The organism is Rhizobium sp. SG_E_25_P2 (assembly GCF_029892285.1).
Taxonomy (GTDB): domain Bacteria; phylum Pseudomonadota; class Alphaproteobacteria; order Rhizobiales; family Rhizobiaceae; genus Rhizobium_E.
This window is the reverse complement of the sequence record NZ_JARXVM010000011.1, coordinates 175,328-199,072: the sequence shown is the minus strand read 5'-3', so window position 1 is coordinate 199,072 and position 23,745 is coordinate 175,328. Positions and strand designations below refer to the sequence as shown.

At 62.6% G+C, this 23,745-nt stretch carries 23 protein-coding genes; 16 read left to right on the top strand and 7 right to left on the bottom strand.

Annotated elements, in window-relative coordinates:
* Positions 1–495 precede the first annotated feature (495 nt).
* On the top strand, positions 496–1,155 hold the full coding sequence (locus tag M2360_RS16630; RefSeq protein ID WP_280776376.1) for a GGDEF domain-containing protein: 660 nt from the start codon (positions 496–498) through the stop codon (positions 1,153–1,155).
* A 173-nt stretch (positions 1,156–1,328) separates the two neighbouring features.
* Positions 1,329–1,565: a DUF4189 domain-containing protein gene (locus tag M2360_RS16625; RefSeq protein ID WP_280776375.1), complete on the top strand. Its 237-nt coding sequence runs from the start codon at positions 1,329–1,331 to the stop codon at positions 1,563–1,565.
* A 39-nt stretch (positions 1,566–1,604) separates the two neighbouring features.
* On the opposite strand, the gene M2360_RS16620 is transcribed toward M2360_RS16625, so the two are convergent.
* Both M2360_RS16620 and adhP read right to left on the bottom strand, forming a co-directional pair.
* Positions 1,605–2,744, bottom strand: coding sequence for a thioesterase domain-containing protein (locus M2360_RS16620; protein ID WP_280776374.1), 1,140 nt, complete (start codon positions 2,742–2,744; stop codon positions 1,605–1,607).
* 197 nt (positions 2,745–2,941) lie between these two features.
* Positions 2,942–3,967 (bottom strand): alcohol dehydrogenase AdhP, encoded by a 1,026-nt coding sequence (gene adhP / locus M2360_RS16615; protein WP_280776373.1) that lies wholly within the window; start codon positions 3,965–3,967, stop codon positions 2,942–2,944.
* Between the two features lie 250 nt (positions 3,968–4,217).
* Between adhP and M2360_RS16610 the strand changes: the two genes are divergently transcribed.
* From M2360_RS16610 to ligA, 12 genes are all read left to right on the top strand, one after another.
* Positions 4,218–4,799, top strand: coding sequence for a helix-turn-helix domain-containing protein (locus M2360_RS16610; RefSeq protein ID WP_280776372.1), 582 nt, complete (start codon positions 4,218–4,220; stop codon positions 4,797–4,799).
* A gap of 38 nt (positions 4,800–4,837) precedes the next feature.
* On the top strand, positions 4,838–5,125 hold the full coding sequence (locus M2360_RS16605; protein ID WP_280776371.1) for a YciI family protein: 288 nt from the start codon (positions 4,838–4,840) through the stop codon (positions 5,123–5,125).
* Between the two features lie 193 nt (positions 5,126–5,318).
* Positions 5,319–6,245 carry a D-alanine--D-alanine ligase gene (locus tag M2360_RS16600; RefSeq protein ID WP_280776370.1) on the top strand — a complete coding sequence of 309 codons (927 nt, stop codon included), beginning with the start codon at positions 5,319–5,321 and terminating at the stop codon, positions 6,243–6,245.
* Positions 6,212–7,174, top strand: a complete 963-nt coding sequence (locus tag M2360_RS16595; RefSeq protein ID WP_280776369.1) for a cell division protein FtsQ/DivIB — start codon at positions 6,212–6,214, stop codon at positions 7,172–7,174. The genes M2360_RS16600 and M2360_RS16595 overlap by 34 nt, the downstream gene beginning before the upstream one ends.
* On the top strand, positions 7,171–8,502 hold the full coding sequence (gene ftsA, locus M2360_RS16590) for a cell division protein FtsA (protein WP_280776368.1): 1,332 nt from the start codon (positions 7,171–7,173) through the stop codon (positions 8,500–8,502). Before M2360_RS16595 ends, ftsA begins: the two co-directional genes overlap by 4 nt.
* Before the next feature lie 137 nt (positions 8,503–8,639).
* Entirely contained in the window at positions 8,640–10,490 is a 1,851-nt protein-coding gene (gene ftsZ, locus M2360_RS16585) for a cell division protein FtsZ (protein ID WP_280776367.1), read from the top strand.
* A 421-nt stretch (positions 10,491–10,911) separates the two neighbouring features.
* Entirely contained in the window at positions 10,912–11,865 is a 954-nt protein-coding gene (lpxC, locus tag M2360_RS16580) for a UDP-3-O-acyl-N-acetylglucosamine deacetylase (RefSeq protein ID WP_280776366.1), read from the top strand.
* Between the two features lie 186 nt (positions 11,866–12,051).
* A complete protein-coding gene (locus M2360_RS16575) occupies positions 12,052–12,906 on the top strand; it encodes an outer membrane protein assembly factor BamD (RefSeq protein WP_280776365.1) in 855 nt (284 codons plus the stop codon).
* 18 nt (positions 12,907–12,924) lie between these two features.
* Positions 12,925–14,598, top strand: a complete 1,674-nt coding sequence (recN, locus tag M2360_RS16570; RefSeq protein ID WP_280776364.1) for a DNA repair protein RecN — start codon at positions 12,925–12,927, stop codon at positions 14,596–14,598.
* 111 nt (positions 14,599–14,709) lie between these two features.
* Positions 14,710–14,940, top strand: coding sequence for an addiction module antitoxin (locus M2360_RS16565; RefSeq protein ID WP_182828996.1), 231 nt, complete (start codon positions 14,710–14,712; stop codon positions 14,938–14,940).
* Positions 14,927–15,259: a type II toxin-antitoxin system PemK/MazF family toxin gene (locus tag M2360_RS16560; RefSeq protein WP_280776363.1), complete on the top strand. Its 333-nt coding sequence runs from the start codon at positions 14,927–14,929 to the stop codon at positions 15,257–15,259. Before M2360_RS16565 ends, M2360_RS16560 begins: the two co-directional genes overlap by 14 nt.
* 53 nt (positions 15,260–15,312) lie before the next feature.
* Positions 15,313–17,469 (top strand): NAD-dependent DNA ligase LigA, encoded by a 2,157-nt coding sequence (ligA, locus tag M2360_RS16555; RefSeq protein WP_280776362.1) that lies wholly within the window; start codon positions 15,313–15,315, stop codon positions 17,467–17,469.
* A 2-nt stretch (positions 17,470–17,471) separates the two neighbouring features.
* On the opposite strand, the gene M2360_RS16550 is transcribed toward ligA, so the two are convergent.
* Positions 17,472–17,774, bottom strand: coding sequence for a hypothetical protein (locus tag M2360_RS16550; protein WP_280776361.1), 303 nt, complete (start codon positions 17,772–17,774; stop codon positions 17,472–17,474).
* A gap of 242 nt (positions 17,775–18,016) precedes the next feature.
* On the opposite strand from M2360_RS16550, the gene M2360_RS16545 reads away from it, so the two are divergent.
* Positions 18,017–19,846 carry an aminopeptidase P family protein gene (locus M2360_RS16545; protein WP_280776360.1) on the top strand — a complete coding sequence of 610 codons (1,830 nt, stop codon included), beginning with the start codon at positions 18,017–18,019 and terminating at the stop codon, positions 19,844–19,846.
* Between the two features lie 255 nt (positions 19,847–20,101).
* Complete coding sequence (locus tag M2360_RS16540; RefSeq protein ID WP_280776359.1) at positions 20,102–20,590, top strand: acyl-CoA thioesterase; 489 nt, start codon at positions 20,102–20,104, stop codon at positions 20,588–20,590.
* 7 nt (positions 20,591–20,597) lie between these two features.
* On the opposite strand, the gene M2360_RS16535 is transcribed toward M2360_RS16540, so the two are convergent.
* From M2360_RS16535 to panB, 4 genes are all read right to left on the bottom strand, one after another.
* Positions 20,598–20,897 carry an AzlD domain-containing protein gene (locus M2360_RS16535; RefSeq protein ID WP_280776358.1) on the bottom strand — a complete coding sequence of 100 codons (300 nt, stop codon included), beginning with the start codon at positions 20,895–20,897 and terminating at the stop codon, positions 20,598–20,600.
* A 1-nt stretch (position 20,898) separates the two neighbouring features.
* On the bottom strand, positions 20,899–21,588 hold the full coding sequence (locus M2360_RS16530) for an AzlC family ABC transporter permease (RefSeq protein WP_280776357.1): 690 nt from the start codon (positions 21,586–21,588) through the stop codon (positions 20,899–20,901).
* Positions 21,589–21,661: 73 nt separating this feature from the next.
* Positions 21,662–22,600, bottom strand: coding sequence for a hypothetical protein (locus tag M2360_RS16525; RefSeq protein ID WP_280776356.1), 939 nt, complete (start codon positions 22,598–22,600; stop codon positions 21,662–21,664).
* Between the two features lie 307 nt (positions 22,601–22,907).
* Complete coding sequence (gene panB, locus M2360_RS16520; RefSeq protein ID WP_280776355.1) at positions 22,908–23,738, bottom strand: 3-methyl-2-oxobutanoate hydroxymethyltransferase; 831 nt, start codon at positions 23,736–23,738, stop codon at positions 22,908–22,910.
* Positions 23,739–23,745: the final 7 nt, after the last annotated feature.

The window sequence follows — 23,745 nt, the reverse complement described above, 5'->3', positions numbered from 1 at the left end:
ACCTCTTTAACCGTAGCTACTAAGACATAGCAAAACCGCTTCTAGCGGTTCAAGCGCAGCGTTTCAAACCTCCACCTTTGGTGGAGGTCATGACTGCCCGGGCGCCGTTGGGTCTGCGGCGTTTGACTATCTCGCCAATCTTCCTGGTTGCAATAATCGGGATATCCGTCGAGTTTTTTGTCCGTTTTCCATACTTCAGCGTGTGTTGGTATTTTTACAGCGCGCATTCAGGCTTGCGTCGACAAAAGAACGTCCAAAAATATTATTTTATTCACTATCGTTCAATCTACCCTGAGTCGAAGGCTCGGCACGTAATATTAATGACTGTTATTTCTTGCAATTTATAGGTTTATCATGCTTTCTTTCTTGACGACATTCAGCTTCATGACGCGCTTGAACGGCGAGGCACTGTCACGAACGCAAATCGCCCTACAGGCCCTCGTCGCTGCAGTCTGTTTTTCCCTTTGCATGGCGCTGGTGCAGGCGCTGATTTGGATGTGCGCCTATCTTGTGGGTGTCTTGCCGAATGACCCGACGAAAAAGCTGGTTTGCGCCTTCACGCTTGCGCCGGCGCTGGCTCTTTGCGGGGCCTTCCTGGTCTATTTTCGAGCGGGGCTTCACATTCATGGGCTGGCTGTGTGCAATCGGGCGCTGGACGAGATGAGCCGAGTGGATCCGCTGTCCAAGCTCCTCAATCGTCGCGCCTTTCTTCAAGCTTTCGCCAGCCGAACGGAGGACGCGATATTGATCGTGTTCGACATCGATTTTTTCAAGCAGGTCAATGACCGGCACGGCCATGCCGCCGGCGATGAGGTGATCGAGACGGTGGCGGCGGTTATCCGGCGGGTGTTTGATCGCGCCACGGATGTCGTCTGCCGCCTGGGCGGCGAGGAATTCGGGGTCTTGAGCCAAGCGTCGCGACTGGAGGATGATTTTAGTCGCGCCGATCGTGTGCGCGCCGAGACGATCCGGTGTGAGTTTTCCGCAGGCGACCAACGCTTTTTCGTCACGTTGTCGGGCGGCATGGCGCATGCCGGCGCAGGCGTGGCGTTCGAGACCGCGTTCAAGCAGGCCGATACGGCGATGTACGCCGCCAAGCAGCGAGGGCGCAACCTGATCCTGCGTCCATGCCACAGCGCCGCGCGCCGCGCCTGAGGGCGCGTTCCCCAATAGGGATCATTGAAAAGAAACGCTTTAGCCGCTCGCGCCGATCCACCCAAAATGAGTACGCAGTTTCGCGCGTCGACGATTTTTGTCGCTGGCGCTGGCGTTTCTTTTGTGGAACTTGATTGTTCACTAAGACTTACGCCAGCGCAGGAGAAAATGACGTGGCGAAATTTCATAAATATGGTCTGATTGCTCTGGCCGTGGCTGCTGCGACCATGTCGTCGGCGAGCGCCGCGCGCGCTTGGGGCTGCATCGCCGTGTCCGAAGAAGGCTCATACGGCTATAGCTACAACTATGACAACGAAAGCGACGCGTCCGAGCGCGCGCTCAATGAATGCGCCGACAAGACCACCACGGAATCCGTGTGTGAAATCACGGAATGCAACGAAGACACGTGATCGACGCCGCCGATGCGCAGCCTGACGGCGCGCATCGCGTCATGGCATGATGTCTGGATTGTCGAGGCGCTCGCCGATTTTCATCGCGAGCGCCTTTCCGTTTCGTCCGACCAGCATGCTCAGATGCGTGCCGCTCGCCTCGATCCAAAGGGCCTTGTCGAGATAGCGGGACCAGACATCTCGCGAGGAGCAGTCGATCGGCGACCGGCCGTGTGATGTGAAAAAATAGGTCTCGTTTTCGTAGCGGCGCGGTCGATAGAGACCTTTCATCCGGATAATCTGCTCTCCCATGGCGGAATAGCGTGGTGGAAAGCCGCTCATCCATTGCGGATTGTAGAGGTGATAATCCGGTTTGACGGGTGAAAGAAAGCGCAGCAGCAGCCTGTGGCCTTTGCGCGCGGCGGCGCTGGGCTCGGCGCTTGCAAAGGCGGTCGCCGCAGGACGCCGCCAAAATTGGCGCCGGATCACCGGGAGGCGACTGATCGCCTGGCGGCATACAATCCGGGCCATCAACGTCAACCACTGGGACGCGGTGATGCAATGGTCGCTGAGCGGGCTGTCCAGCATGCCGAGAAAGTCGACTTTGTCGCCTTCCGCCTCCAATGCGCGCGCCACTTCGAGCGCCAGAACGCCGCCGAAGGAAAACCCCAGCAGGCGATAAGGGCCGTGTGGTTGGATGCGGCGTATGGCGACGACCGCGTCGCGCACTTCCCGCTCGACGGTCGGTGGAACATTGGGATGGAACGGGCGCGCCGTCACCGTCAGACCGTAGACCCGACCGGAGAAGGGCAGGGCGGCGATCATGTCCCGCATTTCGACAAAACAGTTGGCTCCGCCCGCATAACAGAACAGCGGACGTTCAGCGTCGCCGTCGCGAAGAACCACGAGTTTTTCGTCCGAATAGGCAAGGCCCGCCTCGATCGCCTGGGCGATGGCGGCCATTGTGCGGCAGCGGAAGAAGATATTGACGTCCAGTTCAGTCCCGGACGCGCGCCAATAGTCTGCAATGATGCGAAGGGCGCGGTTGACGCTCAGGCCGCGCGCCAGAAGATCGTCCTGCGGCGTTAGCTTCAGTTTCCAGGTTTTCGCCGCGATATCCAGCAAGTGAAGGGTGGTTTGCTCCACCCGGTCCGCTGCAGGCTGCGGCGGACGCGCGCCATCGTTTTCCCGCGGATCCATTTCGGATCCATCGACAGTTTGCACCTGAGTCTGCGACATCGTCCTGCCGTGGCATGTTCCCGTTCGGCGCCACCATGGCGCAAAATCATGAACAGATGCTTGGCGGACGCTATATTTGGGAAACTGCGCTGATAGTCCCGAGCCCTGCGGAATTGGCCGCGCCCGATAAAACTCGGGCGCGACGCGCATGTCGAGGCTCAGCTGAGGTCAAGCACGATACGGCCGTCGATCTTGCCTTCGATCATCCGGTCGAAGATGGCGTTGATGTTGTCGAGTTTGTCCCAGGAGAAGTGCGACGTCACCTTGCCTTCACCGGCGAATTGCAACGATTCCTCAAGATCCTGCCGGGTGCCGACGATCGAGCCGCGCACGGTGATGCGCTTGAGAACCGTGTCGAACACCGGAAGCGCGATCTTCGAGGGCGGTAGACCGACGAGCGCCATGGTGCCGCGCGAGCGCAGCATGTGGAAGGCCTGTTCCATGGCCAGAGGCGACACGGCGGTCACCAGCGCGCCATGGGCGCCGCCGATCGCCTTCTGCACCTGTTCGGCAGCGTCTTCCTGACGGGCGTCGACCAGGAGGTCGGCGCCGAGATCGCGCGCCAGCGCCAGCTTGTCCTCATGCACATCGACGGCGGCGACATGCAGGCCCATCGCCTTGGCGTATTGCACGGCCATATGGCCGAGCCCGCCGACGCCCGAAATCACCACCCATTCGCCGGGCTTCGCTTCGGTTTCCTTGAGGCCCTTGTAGACGGTGACGCCGGCGCAAAGCACAGGAGCCGCCGGGCCAAAATCGAGCGCGTCCGGCAGGCGACCGACATAATCGGGGTCCGCCAGCCCATATTCGGCAAACGAGCCATTGACGGAGTAGCCGGTGTTCTGCTGGCTGCCGCACAGCGTTTCCCAGCCGGTGCGGCAATGCGGGCAGTAGCCGCAGGCGGTATGCAGCCAGGGGACGCCAACGCGGTCACCTTCCTTGACGCGCTTCACGTTCTTGCCCGCCTTCGCGACATAGCCGACGCCTTCATGGCCGGGAATGAAGGGCGGGCTGGGCTTGACCGGCCAATCGCCATGAGCGGCGTGCAGATCGGTGTGGCAGACGCCTGTCGCCTGGAAACGCACCAGGATTTGGTCGTCATCGGGTTCCGGGATCGGCATTTCCTCGATCACCAGGGGTTTCTTGAATTCCCGCACGACGGCGGCTCGCATGAGATTGGACATATCTGGCTCCTGGTCAAAAGGATCCCGTTGGCTCGCCTTGGTCAGGCGAGTCTTGACGTGATGTGATCTTTGGTTGCCACGCCAATTTAGTCCCGCAGCGCGGGCTATCCTTGATCCGCGTCAAACCCGCTTGCCTGTCGTCAAAAATTCATCAAGCGGAGGCGAGAGGAGAATTGACGCTTTAGGACAATCGCCCTATTTCGTAATTAGGGCGATTGTCCTAGTGTGATCGAGAGATCAGGAGGGGCGCATGGCGGGACGGCGGACGCGCGACGACATCATCGATGCCGCAGACGAGATGTTCTATCGCAGGGGATATGAGCCAACCTCCTTCGCCGACATCGCGGGCAAGGTGAATATCTCCCGCGGCAATTTCTATCATCATTTCAAGGCGAAGGATGAGATTCTCAAAGAGGTGATTCAAAAGCGCGCCGCCGACCGGCAGGTCATGCTCGAAGTGTGGGAGCGTGAAGAGGCGACGGCTGAAGGCCGTATCGCCCGCTTCATCGATATCCTCGACATGAACTGCGACAAAATCCGCCTGCATGGTTGCCCGATTGGCACTTTGACCAGCGAACTCGCCAAGATCGAACATCCCGCACGCGAAGAGGCGGTAGCGTTGTTTACGCTGTTCAGAAACTGGTTGAGCCGGCAATTCGCTCATCTCGCCCCGGAAAATGAGGCGGACGGTCTTGCAATGGCGTTGCTTGCCCGCAGCCAGGGCGCGGCGACCCTCTACAACGCCTTTCGCGACGACGATTTCCTGCGCTGCGAAATCGCGGCGATGAAGCTGTGGCTGGCGGACGTCGCCGTCAGACGCGAGCCACAGTGAAAATACAGACTTTTCAATTCTCTAAAGGAGCAATCATCATGTTCATCGTCTTTCTCAAGTTTGCCGCCAACCGCGCCCGCGCCAAGGATCACATGGAGGGACATAATGAATGGCTCAGGCGGGGCTTTGAACGGGGCTTGCTGATGATGGCCGGCAGCCTGCTGCCCGACCTCGGCGGCGCGGTGATCGCGGTGGGTGGCGACCGCGACGTGATCGAAGCCTTCGTGTTGGAAGATCCCTTCGTGGCCCAGGGAGTGGTTGTCGCCGAAATTCATGAGGTTGCGCCGAAGCGGTCGGACGAGCGGCTGGCTTTCCTCGCCGCATAAGCAGGGCGCAGCCTGGCGCTATTCCCCGCTATTTTTTGAATTTGCTGTTTCCCATTAAGACTGGTTAACGAGTCGTTAACCTTAATCGTCTTTACTCAATCCTAACGAATCCTGTCCGCGCGCGGCGTGCTGGCGTCAGCTTCAAGCAAGGGCGGATTTCTAGTTTCAGCGTTTGAGTTTTCGGGGATTGGGAATGAGCGAAAAGCATGTGGCGGTGTTGATGGGCGGATTTTCCTCCGAGCGACCGGTTAGCCTGTCGTCCGGATCCGCTTGCGCCGACGCTCTCGAGGCGGAAGGCTATCGCGTCAGCCGCGTCGATGTCGGCCGCGACGTCGCTTCCGTGCTTGCCGAACTCAAGCCGGATGTGGCGTTCAACGCGCTGCACGGTCCTTATGGCGAAGATGGCTCGATCCAGGGCATCCTCGAATATCTCCAGATTCCCTACACCCATTCCGGCGTGCTCGCCTCGGCGCTCGCCATGGACAAGGAGCAGGCCAAGAAGGTCGCCAAGGCCAGCGGCGTGCCGGTCGCTGAATCGAAAGTGATGAACCGTTTCGACTTCACCTCCAGCCATCCGATGAAGCCGCCCTATGTGGTCAAGCCGGTGCGCGAGGGGTCTAGCTTCGGCGTGGTCATCGTCAAGGAAGAGCAGAGCCATCCGCCGCAGGTGATCACGTCGTCGGACTGGCGCTATGGCGACACGGTGATGGTGGAGCGTTATGTCGCTGGCCGTGAACTGACCTGCGGAGTGATGGGCGATGTCGCGCTCGGAGTCACCGAAGTGGCGCCGCAAGGACACGCCTTTTATGATTATGACGCAAAATATGCCGCGGGCGGCTCCGTCCACGTGATTCCGGCGCAGGTTTCACCAAAAATTTACCAAACTGTCCAAATGCTGGCTCTTAAGGCGCACAAGGCGATGGGCTGCCGCGGGGTCTCGCGTTCGGACTTCCGCTACGACGATCGTTTCTCAGAGGACGGAGAACTGATCTGGTTGGAAATCAACACCCAGCCAGGCATGACTCCCACGTCGCTGGTGCCCGAAATGGCCGCTCATGCCGGCCACTCCTTTGGCGAATTCCTGCGATGGATGGTGGAGGACGCATCGTGTCAGCGTTGAAACTCCTCGGCTCACGAAAAAATCACGCCGACGATTCTCTCTGGGCCGACAGCCCGGGCGAGGGCGGTGAAAAAATGATCTTGCCGCGGCCTTTGCGCCGCGTGGTGCGGTTCATGGGCAGCTTGGCCGCCGGCCGCGTCAATATTCCGCGCCATCTCGGCAGCGTATCGCTGGTCGCGTTCTATGGGTTGACGGCGAGCTACGCCTTTTCGCTGAGCGGCGAGACGCCGGATGTCGCCCAGGCGATGAGTTCGGTGGTCGGCTTCGCCATCAACAATGTCAAAGTGTCCGGCAATTTTCATACGTCCGAGATCGACATTCTGGAGAAGCTTGGTCTCGACGGCGCGACGTCTCTGATGTCGCTCGACGCGCAGCGCACCCGCGATGCGTTGAAGAGCCTGCCTTGGGTGCGCGACGCCGAAGTCCGCAAGATCTATCCCGACACGGTGGCGGTGAAACTTGTCGAGCGCGACGCGTTCGGCATCTGGCAGCATGGCCAAGACCTGTCGCTGATCGAAGAGAACGGCAGCGTGATCGCGCCGTTGCGCGACAACAAATTCGCCCATCTGCCGCTGTTCGTCGGTCGCGACGCCGAAACTGGCGCGGCCGATATCATGGCCGATTTCGACAAATGGCCTGACATCAAGGCGCGGGTGAAAGCCTATATCCGCGTGGCCGGCCGTCGTTGGGACGTGCAGCTCGACAATGGCGTGCTGATCAAACTTCCCGAATACGACATGGACCGCGCCATGGCTGAACTCGCGGAGTTGAACCGGGACCACCAACTGGTGGAGCGCGACATCGTCGCGGTCGATTTCCGGCTGGCCGATCGCACCACCATCCAGCTGAGCGAAGGCGCGACAGAGCGCCGCGCCAAGGCTGTGGCGCTGCGCGCCAAGGCGCTCAAGAAGGCGGAGGAGCAGATATGAGCATTTTCCGTCCCGCAGGTTCCGCCACGCCGCGCCTCAAGCCTCTGAACTCCAAGCGCGCCCATACGGTGAGCGTGCTCGACATCGGCTCGACCAAGGTCGTGTGCATGATCGCACGTCTGACCCCGCGCGAAGCCACCGAGGTCCTGCCCGGCCGCACCCATAAGATCGAGATCATCGGCATCGGCCATCAACGCTCGCGCGGCATCAAGTCCGGCGTCATTTCCGATCTCGACGCGCTGGAAGGCGTGATCCGCAACGCGGTTGACGCAGCAGAGCGCCAGGCCAAGCTCACTGTCGACAGTCTGATCGTCAATGTCTCGGCTGGCCGGCTGCAGAGCGATATCTACACCGCCACCATCGATCTCGGCGGACAGGAAGTCGATCAGGAAGATGTGCGCCGCGTGCTGGTGGCCGCCTGTCATCAATCGCAGCGCCACGACCGCGCCGTGCTGCATTCGCTGCCCACCGGTTTCTCGCTCGATGGCGAGCGCGGCATTGCCGACCCGGTCTCGATGTTCGGCGACACGCTGGGCGTCGACATGCATGTGCTGACCGCCGAGCGCACCGCCATCAAGAATATCGAGCTCTGCGTCAACCGCGCCCATCTGACTGTCGAAGGCGTGGTGGCCACGCCCTATGCGTCGGGTCTGGCGGCGCTGGTCGAGGACGAGCTGGAGCTCGGTTGCGCGGCCATCGACATGGGCGGCGGCGCGACCACGATTTCGGTGTTCGCCGAAGGCAAGCTGGTGCATGCCGACGCCATCGGGCTCGGCGGCCATCATGTGACGACCGATCTCGCCCGCGGCCTGTCGACCCGGATCGAGGAAGCCGAGCGCATCAAGGTCATGCATGGTTCGGCGCTATCGAACTCCACCGACGACCGCGAACTCGTCTCGGTGCCGCCGATCAGCGAAGAGGATCACGAGCAGCCGAGCCAGGTGCCGAAGGCGCTGATCTCCAAGATCGTCCGCGCCCGCGTCGAAGAGACGCTCGAAATGATTCGCGACCGCATTCGCAGCTCTGGCTTTTCCCCCATCGTGGGCAAGCGCGTGGTGCTGACCGGCGGCGCAAGCCAGCTCACCGGCCTGCCGGAGCTCGCGCGACAGATCTTCGCCCGCAATGTCCGGATCGGCCGGCCGATGGGCGTCAAGGGTCTGCCGGCAGCGGCGAAGGGACCGGCTTTCTCCACCGCCGTAGGGCTCCTGATTTATCCGCAATTCGCGGATATCGAGATCCACGCTGCGGAGCATGGGCTTTTGTCTTCTCTGGCGGGCGGCAATGGCCGCATCGCGCGCATGGGGCATTGGCTGAAGAGCAGTTTTTGAGTTTCGCCGCGAGAGGGAGACCGCTCGCGGCGCGGAAGATCCCAACGCCAGACCGCCGGCCGAGCCGGTCCGGAACGGCATGTCAGGAATAAAGACCGGAACGGCGGTTCGGTCGGAATACAGGAAGGACTGAGAACATGACCATCAAATTGCAGAAGCCGGACATCACCGAGCTGAAGCCGCGCATCACCGTTTTCGGTGTCGGCGGCGGCGGCGGCAACGCCGTGAACAACATGATCAGCGCCGGCCTGCAGGGCGTCGACTTCGTCGTCGCCAACACCGACGCGCAGGCGCTGGCCATGACCCGCGCCGAACGCATCATCCAGATGGGCGTTCAGGTCACCGAAGGTCTCGGCGCCGGTTCCCAGCCCGACGTGGGTCGCGCTGCGGCCGAAGAGTGCCTCGATGAGATCATTGACCACCTCAATGGCACGCATATGTGCTTCGTCACCGCCGGCATGGGCGGCGGCACCGGTTCCGGCGCCGCGCCCGTCGTGGCGCAGGCCGCCCGCTCCAAGGGCATCCTGACCGTGGGCGTGGTCACCAAGCCGTTCCATTTCGAAGGCCAGCGCCGCATGCGCATCGCCGATCAGGCCATCACCGAACTGCAGAAGTCGGTCGATACGCTGATCGTGATCCCGAACCAGAACCTGTTCCGCATCGCCAATGACAAGACCACCTTCGCCGACGCCTTCTCGATGGCCGACCAGGTGCTCTATTCCGGCGTCGCCTGCATCACCGACCTGATGGTCAAGGAAGGCCTGATCAACCTCGACTTCGCCGACGTTCGCTCGATCATGCGCGAAATGGGCCGGGCGATGATGGGCACCGGCGAATCCTCCGGCGAAGGCCGCGCATTGGCCGCCGCCGAAGCCGCGATCGCCAACCCGCTGCTCGACGAAACCTCGATGAAGGGCGCCCAGGGCCTGCTGATCTCCATCACCGGCGGTCGCGACATGACGCTGTTCGAAGTGGACGAAGCTGCGACCCGCATCCGCGAAGAGGTCGATCCCGACGCCAACATCATCCTCGGCGCGACGTTCGATGAAGCCCTGGAAGGCATCATCCGCGTCTCCGTCGTCGCCACTGGCATCGATCGCGCTCAAAACGCAGGAGAGTCGCGCCCTTTTGAGGTCAAGCCGGCAGCAAGGCCGGTGATCCGCACGCAGGCATCCGCGCCCGCCGCGCCGATTTCGCAGCCGGCTCCCCAGCCGGTCATGCAGGCCGCTGCACCTCAGCCGGTCATGCCGATGATGCAAGCGCCGCAGCCGGTCGCGCAGCGCCTTGATCCGGTGGCGGAGACCATCCGCGCAGCCGAAATCGACATGGAGCGCGAACTGGAAATCGCCGTGACCCAACCGCTGATGCGGGAACTGGAACAGCCGGCGCAATCCGCACAGGACGCTTTCCGTCCGGCGAGCCGGCTGTTTTCGACGCCCGCGCCCGAACCGATGCAGATGCAGCAGCGCCCGGCGCAGCCTGCGCCGCAGCCGATGGCTCCGATCGCTGAAGCGCAGCCCGCGCCCATGCAGATGCGCGCTCCGGTCGCGCCCGCTCCGGCTCCCCAGTCGCAGCCGGCTCCGCAGATGCGCGCCGAGCCGTCGCTGATGTCGCAGGTCCGCTCCGAGGCGGAATCGCATCGCATGCCGAAGGTCGAAGACTTTTCGCCGGTGGTGAAGGCCGAAATCGAGCATCGTTCGTCCCCGGTCGCCCAGGCGCATGCCGAAGAGCGCGGCCCGATGGGCTTGCTCAAGCGCCTGACCTCGTCGCTGAGCCGTCGCGAGGACGAGCCCGCCGCTCCCTCCGACATGACCTCCGGCGCGCCGGCGGCGTCTTCCCAGCAGCGTCGTCCGCTGTCGCCGGAAGCCAGCCTCTATGCGCCGCGTCGCGGCAATCTCGACGATCTCGGTCGCACCGCGCCGTCGCAGCCGCGCAGCCAGGAAGAAGAGTTGGACATTCCCGCCTTCCTGCGTCGCCAGTCGAACTGAGGCGTTCAACAGACTTCAGGGGGCCCGGTTCACGCCGGGCCCTTTTCGATTCGGCCGCACGAATCGTATTGAAACAGCACGGGCGGCCGCGCGGCGCGCCTCATGCCCGCAAAACGGTCTCCGAGACCGTTGTAGCGAGGCCATCCACAGGGATGTTGCCGGCTATAACGCCGCGGCTGCGCCCGAGACTTCCAAGCCTTCCGTCGGATTTCGGGTTAACAAGCCTCGTCAAGGACTTGCGCTCCGTTACAAGCGGAAAGAAACATTGATTTGGATTGCGGACGGTCGCTCGGTATTTTCACGATGGATCTGCTTGGAGGGCGCGATCCAGTCGAATTGCGGGCGAAAGCGCGCAGAGTGCATGGTTAAATCCGGGTTACCGGATGGATGGGCCAAGGCCCGTTCGGAAATGTGGGGCCAAATGGCATCAGGACTGGCTGGATTTGAAACGACCTTCGCAAATCCCTTCACCATTCGCGGTATAGGCGTCCATTCGGGCGCGGATGTGACCGCAGTCTTCAATCCCGCCGACGCGGGGACGGGGATCATTTTTCAGCGCACCGGGCCGAATGGCGAAGTCACCGAGCTCAAGGCCGTGTCCGCCACCGTTGGCAATACCGATCTCTGCACGGTTCTCGGCACGCATCCGGCGCGTTCGGTGGCGACCGTCGAGCATGTGATGGCCGCGCTCTATGCGCTCGGCATCGATAACGCGATCATCGAGATCGACGCCGGCGAAGCGCCGGTGATGGATGGCAGTTCCGCCATGTTCATCGACGCCATCGAACAGGCCGGCATCAAGACGCTTGCCAAGAAACGCCGCTACATCCGCGTGCTCAAGCAGGTGCGAATCGATTTCGGCTCTTCCTGGGCGGAATTCCGTCCCTATGACGGCACCCGCTTTGAGGTCGATATCGACTTTCCGAGCCCGACCATTGGCCGGCAGAGCTGGCAGGGCGACCTGACGGCGTCGAGCTTCAAAAGCGAATTGTCGCGCGCCCGCACCTTCGGCTTCATGCGCGATGTCGAACGTCTCTGGGCCGCCGGCCTCGCGCTCGGCTCCTCGCTCGAAAATTCGGTGGTGATCGGCGATGATCACCGGGTCATCAATGTTGAAGGCCTGCGCTATCGCGACGAATTCGTCCGGCACAAGACGCTGGACGCCGTGGGTGACCTGGCGTTGGCTGGCGCGCCGTTCCTTGGCCTTTACCGCTCCTATCGCGGCGGCCACAAGGTCAACGCCATGGCGCTGAAGGCGCTGCTGTCGGATGCGTCCGCCTATGACATCGTCGAATCCGCCGGCCAGCGTCCGCGCGTGGCGGCTCCCGAAATGATCGCCGTCAACCGTCAGGAATACGCTCCCTGGACCGCCTGAGGCTCAATCTTGCGGACGCGCCGGGTCATCCGGCGCCCCGACCCGTTTTCGCCACAAATTTGCCCGAAGGGGTAAACATGGCGTTGCGATAGCTGTTATTTTATGGCTAGTAACGCCACGAACGGAGAGGCGAGGCGCAGAGGCTTTTCATTAAGCCGGGCCCGCTGGGGATTTGCAGGAAGTGAGATGATGAAACTATCCACGCGCGCTGTGCTTGTGACCTTGGCCATCAGCGCCTCCGGCATGATCCTGTCGGCCTGCACCAGCGATCCCGATCTCGACATCACCAAACTCGGTGTGCAGACCGATCCGCCCGACGTGCTCTACAATCAGGGCCTGGCCAATATCAACGCCGGCAAGCTGACCGAGGCGCAACGCAAGTTCGACGCCATCGACAAGCAGCATCCATTTTCAGAATGGGCGCGCAAGGCGCTGGTGATGGCGACTTTCGTGAAATATCGCCAGGGCGACAACGAAGCCGCCATCCAGTCGGGCGAGCGCTATATGAATCTCTATGCGCAGACCAAGGATGCGGCCTACGTCCAGTATATGATCGGCCTGGCCTACGCCAAGCAGATCCCGGTCGTGACGCAGGATCAGCGCGCGTCCGCCAAGACGATCGAAGCGATGATGAAGGTGGTCAACAACTACCCGACCTCGGAATATGTCGACGACGCGCAGGTGAAGATCCGCATGGCGCGCGACAACCTCGCCGGCAAGGAAATGCAGATCGGCCGCTACTATCAGGAGCGGAAGGAATATCTGGCCGCCGTGTCGCGTTATCGCAACGTGGTCGAAAGCTTCTCCAACACCAATCAGGTCGAAGAGGCGCTGGCTCGTCTGGTCGAATGCTATTTCGCGCTCGGCCTGTCCGACGAAGCCCAGACCGCCGCAGCCGTGCTCGGCCACAACTATCCTGACAGCGATTGGTACAAGGACAGCTTCGCGCTTTTGAAGACCCAAGGCCTGGAGCCGCGCGAAAACACCGGCTCCTGGATCTCGCGCGCCGGCAAGAAACTGCTCCTCGGCGAATCGACCTGAAACAAAATGGTCTGATCCATGCTCGTCCAGCTGTCGATCCGTGACATCGTCTTGATCGATCGGCTCGATCTCGCCTTCCAGCCCGGACTTTCGGTGCTGACCGGCGAGACCGGCGCTGGAAAGTCGATCCTGCTCGATTCCCTGTCGCTCGCTCTTGGGGGGCGCGGCGATGGCGGCCTCGTGCGCCATGGCGAGGACAAGGGGCAGGTGACCGCTGTCTTCGATCTGCCCGGCGCGCATCCGCTCCGGACCTTCCTCAGAAACAACAGCATCGACGATGACGGCGACGTGATCTTCCGCCGCGTCCAGTCCGCTGATGGCCGCACCCGCGCCTTTGTCAACGACCAGCCGGTCTCGGTGCAGCTGATGCGCGAGGCGGGAACAAAACTCGTTGAAATCCACGGCCAGCACGACGATCGCGCTCTGGTGGACACCGAAGCGCATCGCCTGCTGCTCGACGCCTTCGCCGGTCTCACTGAGGAATGCGAGGCGTTGGCCGCGCTGTACAAGACCTGGAAAGATTCAAGTCGCGAGCTCAAGAGCCATCGCGCCAAGGTGGAGGCCGCCGCCCGCGAGGCCGATTACATCAGGGCGTCGGTGGAGGAACTCGAAAAGCTTTCCCCTGTCGATGGCGAAGAGGAAGAGCTGGCCGAAAAACGCGCCCGGATGATGAAGGTCGAGCGCGTCGCCTCCGACATTTCCGAGGCTTCGGATTTTCTCAACGGCTCGGCTTCGCCGGTGCCGCATATCGCCTCGCTGGTGCGCCGTCTGGAGCGTAAGTCGCAGGAAGCGCCGGGCCTTCTGGAAGAAACCGTGCAGGCGCTGGATGAGGCGCTCGACCGTCTCTCGGACGCGCAAAATCTCGTGGAATCGGCGTTGCGCCGCACCGAATTCGATCCCAAGGAATTGGAGCGCGTCGAGGAGCGGCTGTTTGCGCTGCGCGCCGCCTCGCGGAAATATTCCGTGCCGGTCACCGGTCTGCCGGCGCTGGCCGCCAAGATGGCGGCCGATCTTACCGATCTCGACCAGGGCGAGGAAAAACTGAAGCGGTTGGAAGAGCGCGAGAAGGAAAACGCCGTCGTGTTCCTGACCGCTGCTCGCGCATTGTCCGACAAGCGCCGCGGCGCTGGCGCATCGCTCGCCGAGGCCGTGATGGCGGAACTGCCGGCGCTGAAGCTCGAACGCGCCCGCTTCATGGTGGAAGTGACCGCCGATGAGAAAGACGCGACCGCCTCCGGCATCGACCGCGTCGAATTCCATGTGCAAACCAATCCCGGCACGCGGCCCGGCCCGATCATGAAAGTGGCCTCGGGCGGCGAGCTGTCGCGCTTCCTGCTGGCGCTCAAGGTGGCGCTCGCCGATCGCGGTTCTGCGCCGACCTTGGTGTTCGACGAAATCGACACCGGCGTGGGCGGCGCGGTCGCCGATGCCATCGGTCAGCGGCTCAAGCGCCTGTCGTCGCGCGTGCAGGTGCTCTCCGTCACCCACGCGCCCCAAGTCGCCGCCCGCGCCAACACGCATCTCTTGATCGCCAAGGGCCCGGTGGAAGGCGGCGACGGCCGCATCGCCACGCGCGTCTCCACCATGGCCGAGGATGAACGCCGCGAGGAAATCGCCCGCATGCTGGCCGGCGCCTCGATCACCGAGGAGGCGCGCGCTGCGGCAGCGAAGCTGCTCGCGGGCGAGGGGTGATTTTTTCCTCCAATGAATCCGGGTTCGCCCGCGATGGCTTGGCTTGCGCCTTGGGATGCGTCATGCTTTCATAAACCAGCGAAAGGCAAATGGGCGCCTGGGAATTTTGCCATGACGAAACAGGTCACCATCACGATTGAGGACGAAGCGTTCAGCGGTTTGACGCACGCCGCCGGCGGGCGTCCTCTGGATAGCTATATCCGTGAATTGCTTGAGCCGCATTTTCGACGCGCGGAGTTGGAAGCCGGCTATCGCGCTATGGCCGAGGACACTGGTCGGGAAGCCGAGGCGAAGGAATGGCTGGCGGGGCTTTCCGGAGACATCGGCAATGAGGCGGGGTGAGGTCTGGTGGGTTGCATTCGATCCTTCCATAGGCTCCGAGATTCGAAAGACACGACCTGCGATCATCATCAGCAATGACATCGCAAATCACTATTTGGCGCGAGTCGTCGTTCTTCCCCTTACAAGTAATGCGGACAGAGTTTATCCCGGCGAAACGCGCGCGTCAGTCGGTGGAAAAATCAGCAAGGTCATGGCCGATCAAATTATGGCGGCCGACAAAATCCGCCTTCGCGCCAAGATCGGGGAACTGAGTCCGTTCGACCTCAAAGCCGTTGAAGACGCGCTTGCGCTTCACTTGGGTCTGGCGCTCAAAAGCTAAGTCTGGCAAATCGAGAGCCTGAAGAGACTGTCCCGACTGACCAGGATGCGACCATGCCCGACACCGCCACGCCCGTCGAACTGATGCAGCCGGAGGCCGCCGCCGAGGAACTGGCTTTCCTCGCCAAGGAACTCGCCCGCCACGATGCGCTCTATCATGGCAAGGATGCGCCGGAGATTTCGGACGCAGACTATGACGCGCTCAAGCGCCGCAACGAGGCTTTGGAAAACGCGTTTCCGGATCTCGTCCGTCCCGACAGCCCGACGCGCAAGGTCGGCGCCGCGCCGGCTGCGGGCTTCCAGCAGGTCACGCATGTCAGGCCGATGCTATCGCTCGACAACACGTTTTCGGATGAGGATGTGGCCGATTTCGTCGCCTCGGTCTATCGCTTCCTCGGCGTGCTGCCGGATGGCTCGATCGCCTTCACCGCTGAACCGAAGATCGATGGCCTGTCGATGTCGCTGCGCTATGAGAATCGCCTGTTGGTGACGGCGGCGACGCGGGGCGATGGCGCGGTGGGGGAAAACGTCACCGCCAATATCCGCACCATATCGGAAATCCCTGAGACGCTGCCTGAAGGCGCGCCCGATGTGGTGGAGGTGCGCGGCGAAGTCTATATGGCCAAGGCCGATTTCCTCGCGCTCAACGCCAAGATGGAGGCCGAGGGCAAGCCCACTTATGTGAACCCGCGCAACACGGCGGCGGGATCGCTCCGCCAGCTCGATCCCAAGGTGACGGCGACGCGCAAGCTCCGCTTTTTCGCCTATGCCTGGGGCGAGATGAGCGCCATGCCCGCCGACACCCAGCATGGCATGGTTGAGGCGTTCAAGGCCTGGGGCTTTCCGACCAATCCGCTGACGCGGCGGCTGAACTCGGTCGAGGACATTCTCGCGCATTACTACGAGATCGGCCGGATGCGGCCGGATCTCGACTATGACATCGACGGCGTCGTCTACAAGGTCGACCGGCTGGACCTGCAGGAGCGGCTGGGCTTCCGTTCGCGCAGCCCGCGCTGGGCAACCGCGCATAAATTCCCCGCGGAACAGGCGATGACGACGCTGGAAGCCATCGACATCCAGGTGGGCCGCACCGGCGCGCTGACGCCCGTGGCGCGCCTCACCCCCATCACGGTGGGCGGCGTCGTCGTCACCAACGCCACGCTGCACAATGAGGATTACATCAAGGGCATCGGCAATTCCGGCGAGCCGATCCGCGAAGGACGCGATATCAGGGTCGGCGATCTCGTGATTGTCCAGCGCGCCGGCGACGTCATCCCGCAGATCGTCGATGTGGTGATGGACAAGCGGCCCGCCGAGGCCGTGGCCTATGAGTTCCCGAGGACCTGCCCGGTCTGCGGCAGCCATGCGGTGCGCGAGGTCAATGAGAAGACGGGCAAGGTGGACGCCGTGCGCCGCTGCACCGGCGGCTTTGTCTGCACGGCGCAGGCTATGGAGCATCTCAAGCATTTTGTTTCGCGCGACGCCTATGACATCGAAGGGCTGGGCGCGAAGCAGATCGAATTCTTCTTTACGACGGAAGATCCGTCGCTCAGGATTGAGACCGCCGCCGACATCTTCACGCTCGAACGCCGGCAGGCAGGGTCACTGTTGTCGAAGCTCGAAAACCGCGACGGCTGGGGCAAGACCTCGGTCGCCAAACTCTATGCCGCGATCAACTCGCGCCGCGAGATCGCGCTCAACCGTTTCATCTACGCGCTCGGCATTCGGCATGTGGGTGAGACGACGGCGAAGCTGCTGGCGCGCGCCTACGGGACCTATGAAGCCTTTGCGAGTGGCATGCGCGAGGCGGCCAGCCTGTCGGGCGACGCCTGGAACGAGCTCAACGCTATCGATGGCATCGGTGAAGTCGTAGCCCGCGCCATCGTGGAGTTCTACAAGGAACCGCGCAATCTCGCGGTCATCGGACGTCTCTTGGAAGAGGTGACGCCGCTGGCGATGGAAGCCCCGGTCGCCTCCAACAGCCCGGTTGTCGGCAAGACGGTGGTGTTCACAGGCTCGCTGGAGCGGTTTACCCGCGACGAGGCCAAGGCGCGGGCCGAAAGCCTGGGCGCCAAAGTAGCGGGCTCGGTGTCGAAGAAGACAGACTATGTGGTCGCCGGACCCGGCGCAGGCTCGAAGCTCGACAAGGCGCGCGACTTGGGCGTGACTGTGATGACCGAGGACGAGTGGCTGGCCCTCATCGCCAGTTGAGTTTACCGCAAAAAAACCGACAGCAATTCGTCGAGTTCGCTTTCGAGCGCGGCCAGTTCGTCGCTGGTTTCCACCACGTCGTCAGCTGTCTCTTCGACCGGCTGAAGGGCGGCGGCGTGTTGTTCGGTCTCGTCGTCCGACCAGTCATTCGCCGTCATGGTCTGTGACGCGGCGCGGCCGCGCGGTGTGTCGTCGGCCGTCTGGTCGACGGCCTGGTTGAAGCCGTCGCCCACGGCGCCGCGCTGGTTCTGAAAATAGCTCGGGTAATACCCGCCGATAAGCGGGGAGCCGAGAGAGCTGATCATTCCCATCTCATATCCTTCCGTCGAGTCGCCTATTGGCTGTCTTTGGGAAACCCTGCGCCGCGAGGATTGTACGAAACTGACGTTGTTAACCTTTTGTTAAGGATTTCCCGGCTGGTGACGGCCGATGTGACAGTTTTTCAACATTTTGCGACGCTTCGGCCCTTTCGCCCGCGCCATGTTCCCATGAACCCGACTCGGCGCTAAACAGGGGCTATCGAATTCCCGAGCCGCCGGAGTGCGCCATGTTCCAGACGTTTGACACCACTGCCGATCCGCAATTTGGCGCAGACCGCGTCGCGCGGCTGAGGGCGAAGCTTGCGGAGATGGGTGTGGACGGCTTTCTCGCACCGCGCGCCGATGAATATCAGGGCGAATATGTGCCGGCATGCGCCGAACGCCTGTCCTGGCTGACAGGCTTTACCGGCTCGGCCGGCGTCGCGCTCATCCTGAAGCACGAAGCCGTGGTCTTTGTCGACGGGCGCTACACCACCCAGCTCAAAGAGCAGGTTGACGGGGCGGTGTTCACCGGCGGCGATCTGGTCGGCGAACCGCCGCACAAATGGCTGGAGAAGAACGGTCCCAACAGGCTGCGCCTCGGCGTCGATCCCTGGCTGCATACGAAGGCGGAGATCGACAAGCTCGCAAAGACGCTTGACGCGCGCGGCGGCGAATTGGTGATGCTGGCGATCAATCCGCTCGATGCGATCTGGAGCGACCGTCCCGTCGAGCCGCTCGGCGCGGTCACGATCCAGCAGCGCGATCACGCGGGCGAACTGGCGGTCGACAAGATCGCCCGCATCGCCGCGCTCGTCGCGGAAAAAGGCGCAAACGCGGTCGTGCTGACTGATCCCTCTTCGGTGGCCTGGGCCTTCAATATCCGTGGGCAGGACGTGCCGCATACGCCGCATCCTCTGGCGCGCGCCATCATCCACGCATCGGGCGAGGCCCAGATTTTTCTCGACGCCCTAAAGACCGGCATCGAAGCCCGCGCCTATCTCGCCCAGATGGCCGAGCAGAAGGAGCCTGCAGCCTTCGCCGCGAGTCTGACGTCGGCGGCCTCCGCCGGTCCCGTGATGCTCGATCCCGATCTCGCCCCCTATGCGCTGCATCTGCTGATCGAGGCTTCGGGCGGCGTGGTGATGGCGGCGGAGGATCCCGCGAAACTGCCGCGCGCCCGCAAGAACGACACGGAGCTGGCCGGCTCGCTGAAGGCGCATCTGCAGGATGGCGCGGCCATGGTGGAATTTCTCGCCTGGCTCGACGCGCAGGCGCCTGAAAACCTCGACGAGATCACGGCGGTCAAGGCGCTGGAGGCCTCGCGCATCCGGGTCGGCGAGCGCATGCAGAATCCGCTCAAGGACATTTCCTTCGACACGATTTCAGGCGCGGGCGAAAACGCCGCGATCATCCATTACCGCGTCACCGAGCCGACCAACCGCAAATTCCGTTCGGGCGAAATGTTCCTGCTCGATTCCGGCGGCCAATATGTCAACGGCACCACCGACATCACCCGCACCATCGCCATCGGCGTGGTCCCTGAAGAGCAGAGGCGTTTCTTCACCCTGGTGCTGAAGGGCATGATCGCCATTTCCACGGCGCGCTTTCCCAAGGGAACCCGCGGCGTCGATCTCGATCCGCTCGCGCGCATCGCTCTGTGGAAGGCGGGCGCCGATTACGGCCACGGCACCGGCCATGGCGTCGGCTCCTATCTCTCGGTGCATGAGGGGCCGCAACGCATCTCCCGCGCCGCCATGCAGGAATTGCTGCCTGGCATGATCCTGTCCAACGAGCCCGGCTTCTACCGCCCCGGCGCCTATGGCATCCGCATCGAAAACCTCATCTATGTCACCGAGCCCGAAATGATCGAGGGCGGCGACCGGCCGATGCTGGGCTTCGAGACCCTGACCTTCTGCCCGATCGACCGTCGCCTGATCCTCTCGCATATGCTGACGCGCGAGGAACTCTTGTGGCTCGACGCCTATCACGCCGAAACGCGCGAGAAACTGATGCCGCTGATCGAAAACGATGCGGCCAGGACATGGCTGAAGCGGGCGACGGCGCCTTTGGGGTGAGGCGACTGGGCGTGCTCCGCCCCTCATCCGGCTGCCGCCACCTTCTCCCCGTAAAACGGGGAGAAGGGCGATGTTGCGCCGCCCGCGCCACATCCGCCTTCGCCCCGCAATGCGGGGAGAAGGTCCCGGCAGGGGGATGAGGGGCGGTCCACGCCCGCCAGACTCGTGAAGCCGCCACCACGAAATCCAGCCTTCCCAACCGCACATTCTCCGATTAAACCCATTCTAAATGCTGCAGTTGCGAAAGGGTGAATCATGGACCGCGCGCATGATCCGAGTCAGTTGGAAATGGTGGTGCTGATGACGCCCGACATGGCGAATTTTTCCGGCAAGGTGCATGGCGGCGCACTGCTCAACCTGCTCGACCGGGTCGCCTATTCCTGCGCCTCGCGCTTTTCCCAGCAATATGCGGTGACGCTGTCGGTGGATCAGGTGATGTTTCGCCAGCCGATCCATGTCGGCGAACTCGTCACCTTCCGCGCCGCAGTGAATTACGCTGGCCGCACCTCGATGGAAATCGGCATCCGCGTCGAGGCCGAGGATCTCCGCAGCGGCGAACGCCGTCATACCAATTCCTGTTATTTCACCATGGTCGCGGTCGATGCGGCGGGCAAGCCGACGTCGGTGCCGAAGCTCGCCGTGGACAGCGAGGTCAAGAAACGGCGTGAAAAGGCGGCGCTCGACCGCCGCGCGCTGCGCCAGGAATTCGAGCATCGCTTCAAGAAGGTCAAGGCCGGGGAATAGGTGATCCTCACCCCACCAGATGCCGATAGGCCACCACGAAGATCCAGGCCAGCACGAGCATGACCAGCGACGGCGCGCGCAGTCCGATGAGCGCGGCGACGATCATCGTCAGCGTCACGTCGAGGCCGTCATAGACGAAGGCGGGAGCGACGAGGGCGGCGAGAACGGCCGCCGGCACGGCGTTCAGCGCCGCTTCCATGCGCGGCGAGATCGTCTTGATCGAGCGGATCAGCACATAGCCGCCGGCGCGGGTGAGATAGGTGGCGACGGCGGCGGCGAGGATGGTGAGCGCGAAGGTGGTATCCATCTCAGGCCTTTCTGTCCCGAACCGGCAAAAGCGTGGCGACGAGAATGCCGAACAGCGCGCCGATGCTGATATGCCAGGGCGATCCGACGAGATGCTTGGCGAGGATGGCGGCGAGACCGCTCGCCAGCACCGTCGGCAGCCAGTTGTCCTTCTTGCGGAAACCAAGCGTCAGGCCGAGGAAATAGACGGTCAACAGCACGTCGAGGCCGAGCGCGCGAGGATCGCCAACCAGCGAGCCGAAGATCGCGCCGAGCACGGCGGTGATCTGCCAGGTGATGTAGAAGGTCAGCCCGAAGGAGAGATACCAGGTGAAGGTCAGCTTTGTTCCGCTTTCGGCCCGCTTCAGGCTTTCGGCGAATTGCGGATCGACCATCAGGAAGAAGGCGACGAGCTTCTTGCCGAGCGAGAAGTGCTCGATGTGATTGGCGAGCGCGGCGGAATAGAGGATGTGGCGAAAATTCACCGCGAAGATCGAGGCGACCACCAGCCAGGGCGCGACATTGTGGCGGAACAGTTCGATGCCAACCAGCTGGCTCGCGCCGGCATAGATGGTCATGTTCATCAGCAGGATTTCGCCAATCGACAGGCCCATATTGGTCGACACGGCGCCGAGCAGCACGCCGAAGGGCAGGGCGCTTATCAGCGACGGCAGCGTCGCGCGCATGCCGGAAAGGATTTCATCGCGATTCATCTGGATTTCCGTCGAGAGGCTGACGCCTTTTAGCCGTTTGGGCGAGCAAGACAATCTCGACTTGTTGATCGGTTCATAAAGCTGCGTGATGAGGTCTCGGTTCGTGGACCGCGTCCAGCGCGGCGAGGCCGGCGCGCACGCCGCAGGCGGCCAGCACCCAAAATCCCGCCATCAGCCGCATGCAGTCGTCGCGCATCGCTTCGGAGAGATAGAAGTGGTTGCCGGCGTCGTTGCTGACAGGCTGGAGCGCGCCTTTTTCGACCACGGCGCGAAACAGGAGCTTGATCTGCGGGCGCGACACGGCGAAGGCCTTGGACAATGCGGCGATGGAGGCCGTCATCGGCTGGTCCACCGGCAGGCTGTCGCCTTCGGTCGATAGGATCAGGCTGAACAGAATGAGGAAGCCCGCCTTTTTCTCGGCGAAAAGCTTGGCCAGCGGACAAAAGGTCATTGGCCGTTCGCGGGCGAGAAAGGCCTCGCAGGCGCCGATGATGAAGGCGCGTTCGAACACAGGATCGCCGAGATTGTCTAGTCCGAGACGCCCTTCCGGCATGACCAGGCACATTGCCTTGAGCGCATTGGCAATGCGCTCGCGGAACGCCGTTTTGAGCTTTTCAGTGGGGCTTAGCCTGAGCGAATGGCCGCGGCGAGTCTCTGTGACCGGCTCGATATGCTTGGCGAAGCGCATGACGCCGAGCATGGCGGAGGCGCGGCCTTGGCTGCAAAGGCCGGTATCAGCGCAGGCCGCCTTGAAGCGATTGACGGTCAGGCCGGAGCCGGGAATGGCGGGGTCGTACAGCGCGTCGAAATACAGCGCCATCCAGGCCATCATCACCCGGCCACGATCGCTGGTGACCAGATTGAGCAGCGGACGATGTTCGAAATGGGCGACGTAGCTTTTTGCGAAGCCGCGCACGGCGCGGGGCATCTCAGCCGAGGCCATGATGATGGCGATGTCTTCCCGGAACCGGGACACGTCACAGCTGATGGCGCTGGCTGCTTGCGGACTCACGCTTTTCCTTCCCCTGTGCACAACGCGGCATCATGTGCCGGTCGATCGGAAAAAAACTATGCCATGTTCTTGGGGGAGAAGTGAGCCAAATTTTTTCAGTTGCGCGGCCGGAGATTCGCTTTCATCCACAGCAAGCGCCCGGCTGTTCCGCGTATTCGGCTCGCACTCCGGTGGTTCGGAGGAGATGACGTGTTTTTTTGCGCGTCATGGCGCATCACCTTTCGGCGCTTTACCCCAAAGCGCCGATCGCCCGGCGCGGTCTTGCCCCTGCGCCGGGCGTCCAGCCAGGGTGAGCCCGCGCCTCGGGTCAGAGCTTCTGACGCTTGATCTGGAACGTGTGTTCCTCGCTGGGGAAGCTGCGCGACTTGACCTGTTCGGCGTAAGCTGCAGCGGCGGCGGAGATTTCCGGCGCGAGATTGGCGAAGTGCTTGACAAAACGCGGCTTGAACTCGGTGAACACGCCCAGCATATCGTCTGACACCAGCACCTGACCGTCGCAGGCGGCGGAGGCCCCAATGCCGATGGTCACGGATTTCAGTCCTTCGGAGATTTCACGCGCCACAGGCTCGATCGTGCCCTCGATCACGATGGAGAAGGCGCCGGCGTCGTCGATGGCGCGAGCGTCGCGGCGGATCTTTTCCGCTTCCGCGTCGGACCGGCCAAGCGAGCGATAGCCGCCGGTGGCGTTGACGAGTTGCGGCATCAGGCCGATATGGCCCATCACCGGAATGCCGCGGCTCGCCAGGAAGGCCACGGTTTCCGCCATCTCCTCGCCGCCCTCAAGCTTGACGGCGGAGGCGCTGGTTTCCTTCATGATCCGGGCGGCGGTGCGGAAGGCCTGTTCCTTGCTCTCCTGATAGGAGCCGAACGGCAAGTCGATCACCACGCAGGCGTCCTTCGAGCCGCGCATCACCGCCTGGCCATGAGCGATCATCATTTCCACGGTCACCGAAACGGTCGATTCCATGCCGTAGATCACCATGCCCAGGCTGTCGCCCACCAGCAGAAGGTCGCAATGCGGATCAAGGAGTTTTGCGATCGGCGCTGTGTAGGCCGTAAGACAGACGACGGGGCGGTCGCCCTTCAAGGCCTGGATCGAGGCGGCGGCGCGGCGTTTCTGTTGTGGCTGGACGCTCATGGGCGGT

Excerpts from the sequence above, each read along its gene's own strand:
- M2360_RS16535 (WP_280776358.1), bottom strand. The coding sequence starts at position 20,897 with ATGGATACCACCTTCGCGCTCACCATCCTCGCCGCCGCCGTCGCCACC.
- M2360_RS16540 (WP_280776359.1), top strand. The coding sequence starts at position 20,102 with ATGGACCGCGCGCATGATCCGAGTCAGTTGGAAATGGTGGTGCTGATG.
- ftsA (WP_280776368.1), top strand. The coding sequence starts at position 7,171 with ATGAGCATTTTCCGTCCCGCAGGTTCCGCCACGCCGCGCCTCAAGCCT.
- M2360_RS16610 (WP_280776372.1), top strand. The coding sequence starts at position 4,218 with ATGGCGGGACGGCGGACGCGCGACGACATCATCGATGCCGCAGACGAG.
- lpxC (WP_280776366.1), top strand. The coding sequence starts at position 10,912 with ATGGCATCAGGACTGGCTGGATTTGAAACGACCTTCGCAAATCCCTTC.
- adhP (WP_280776373.1), bottom strand. The coding sequence starts at position 3,967 with ATGTCCAATCTCATGCGAGCCGCCGTCGTGCGGGAATTCAAGAAACCC.
- M2360_RS16595 (WP_280776369.1), top strand. The coding sequence starts at position 6,212 with ATGGATGGTGGAGGACGCATCGTGTCAGCGTTGAAACTCCTCGGCTCA.
- M2360_RS16575 (WP_280776365.1), top strand. The coding sequence starts at position 12,052 with ATGATGAAACTATCCACGCGCGCTGTGCTTGTGACCTTGGCCATCAGC.
- M2360_RS16605 (WP_280776371.1), top strand. The coding sequence starts at position 4,838 with ATGTTCATCGTCTTTCTCAAGTTTGCCGCCAACCGCGCCCGCGCCAAG.
- M2360_RS16630 (WP_280776376.1), top strand. The coding sequence starts at position 496 with ATGTGCGCCTATCTTGTGGGTGTCTTGCCGAATGACCCGACGAAAAAG.
- M2360_RS16560 (WP_280776363.1), top strand. The coding sequence starts at position 14,927 with ATGAGGCGGGGTGAGGTCTGGTGGGTTGCATTCGATCCTTCCATAGGC.
- recN (WP_280776364.1), top strand. The coding sequence starts at position 12,925 with ATGCTCGTCCAGCTGTCGATCCGTGACATCGTCTTGATCGATCGGCTC.
- M2360_RS16620 (WP_280776374.1), bottom strand. The coding sequence starts at position 2,744 with ATGGATCCGCGGGAAAACGATGGCGCGCGTCCGCCGCAGCCTGCAGCG.
- M2360_RS16530 (WP_280776357.1), bottom strand. The coding sequence starts at position 21,588 with ATGAATCGCGATGAAATCCTTTCCGGCATGCGCGCGACGCTGCCGTCG.
- ligA (WP_280776362.1), top strand. The coding sequence starts at position 15,313 with ATGCCCGACACCGCCACGCCCGTCGAACTGATGCAGCCGGAGGCCGCC.
- ftsZ (WP_280776367.1), top strand. The coding sequence starts at position 8,640 with ATGACCATCAAATTGCAGAAGCCGGACATCACCGAGCTGAAGCCGCGC.
- M2360_RS16565 (WP_182828996.1), top strand. The coding sequence starts at position 14,710 with ATGACGAAACAGGTCACCATCACGATTGAGGACGAAGCGTTCAGCGGT.
- M2360_RS16545 (WP_280776360.1), top strand. The coding sequence starts at position 18,017 with ATGTTCCAGACGTTTGACACCACTGCCGATCCGCAATTTGGCGCAGAC.
- M2360_RS16600 (WP_280776370.1), top strand. The coding sequence starts at position 5,319 with ATGAGCGAAAAGCATGTGGCGGTGTTGATGGGCGGATTTTCCTCCGAG.
- panB (WP_280776355.1), bottom strand. The coding sequence starts at position 23,738 with ATGAGCGTCCAGCCACAACAGAAACGCCGCGCCGCCGCCTCGATCCAG.
- M2360_RS16550 (WP_280776361.1), bottom strand. The coding sequence starts at position 17,774 with ATGATCAGCTCTCTCGGCTCCCCGCTTATCGGCGGGTATTACCCGAGC.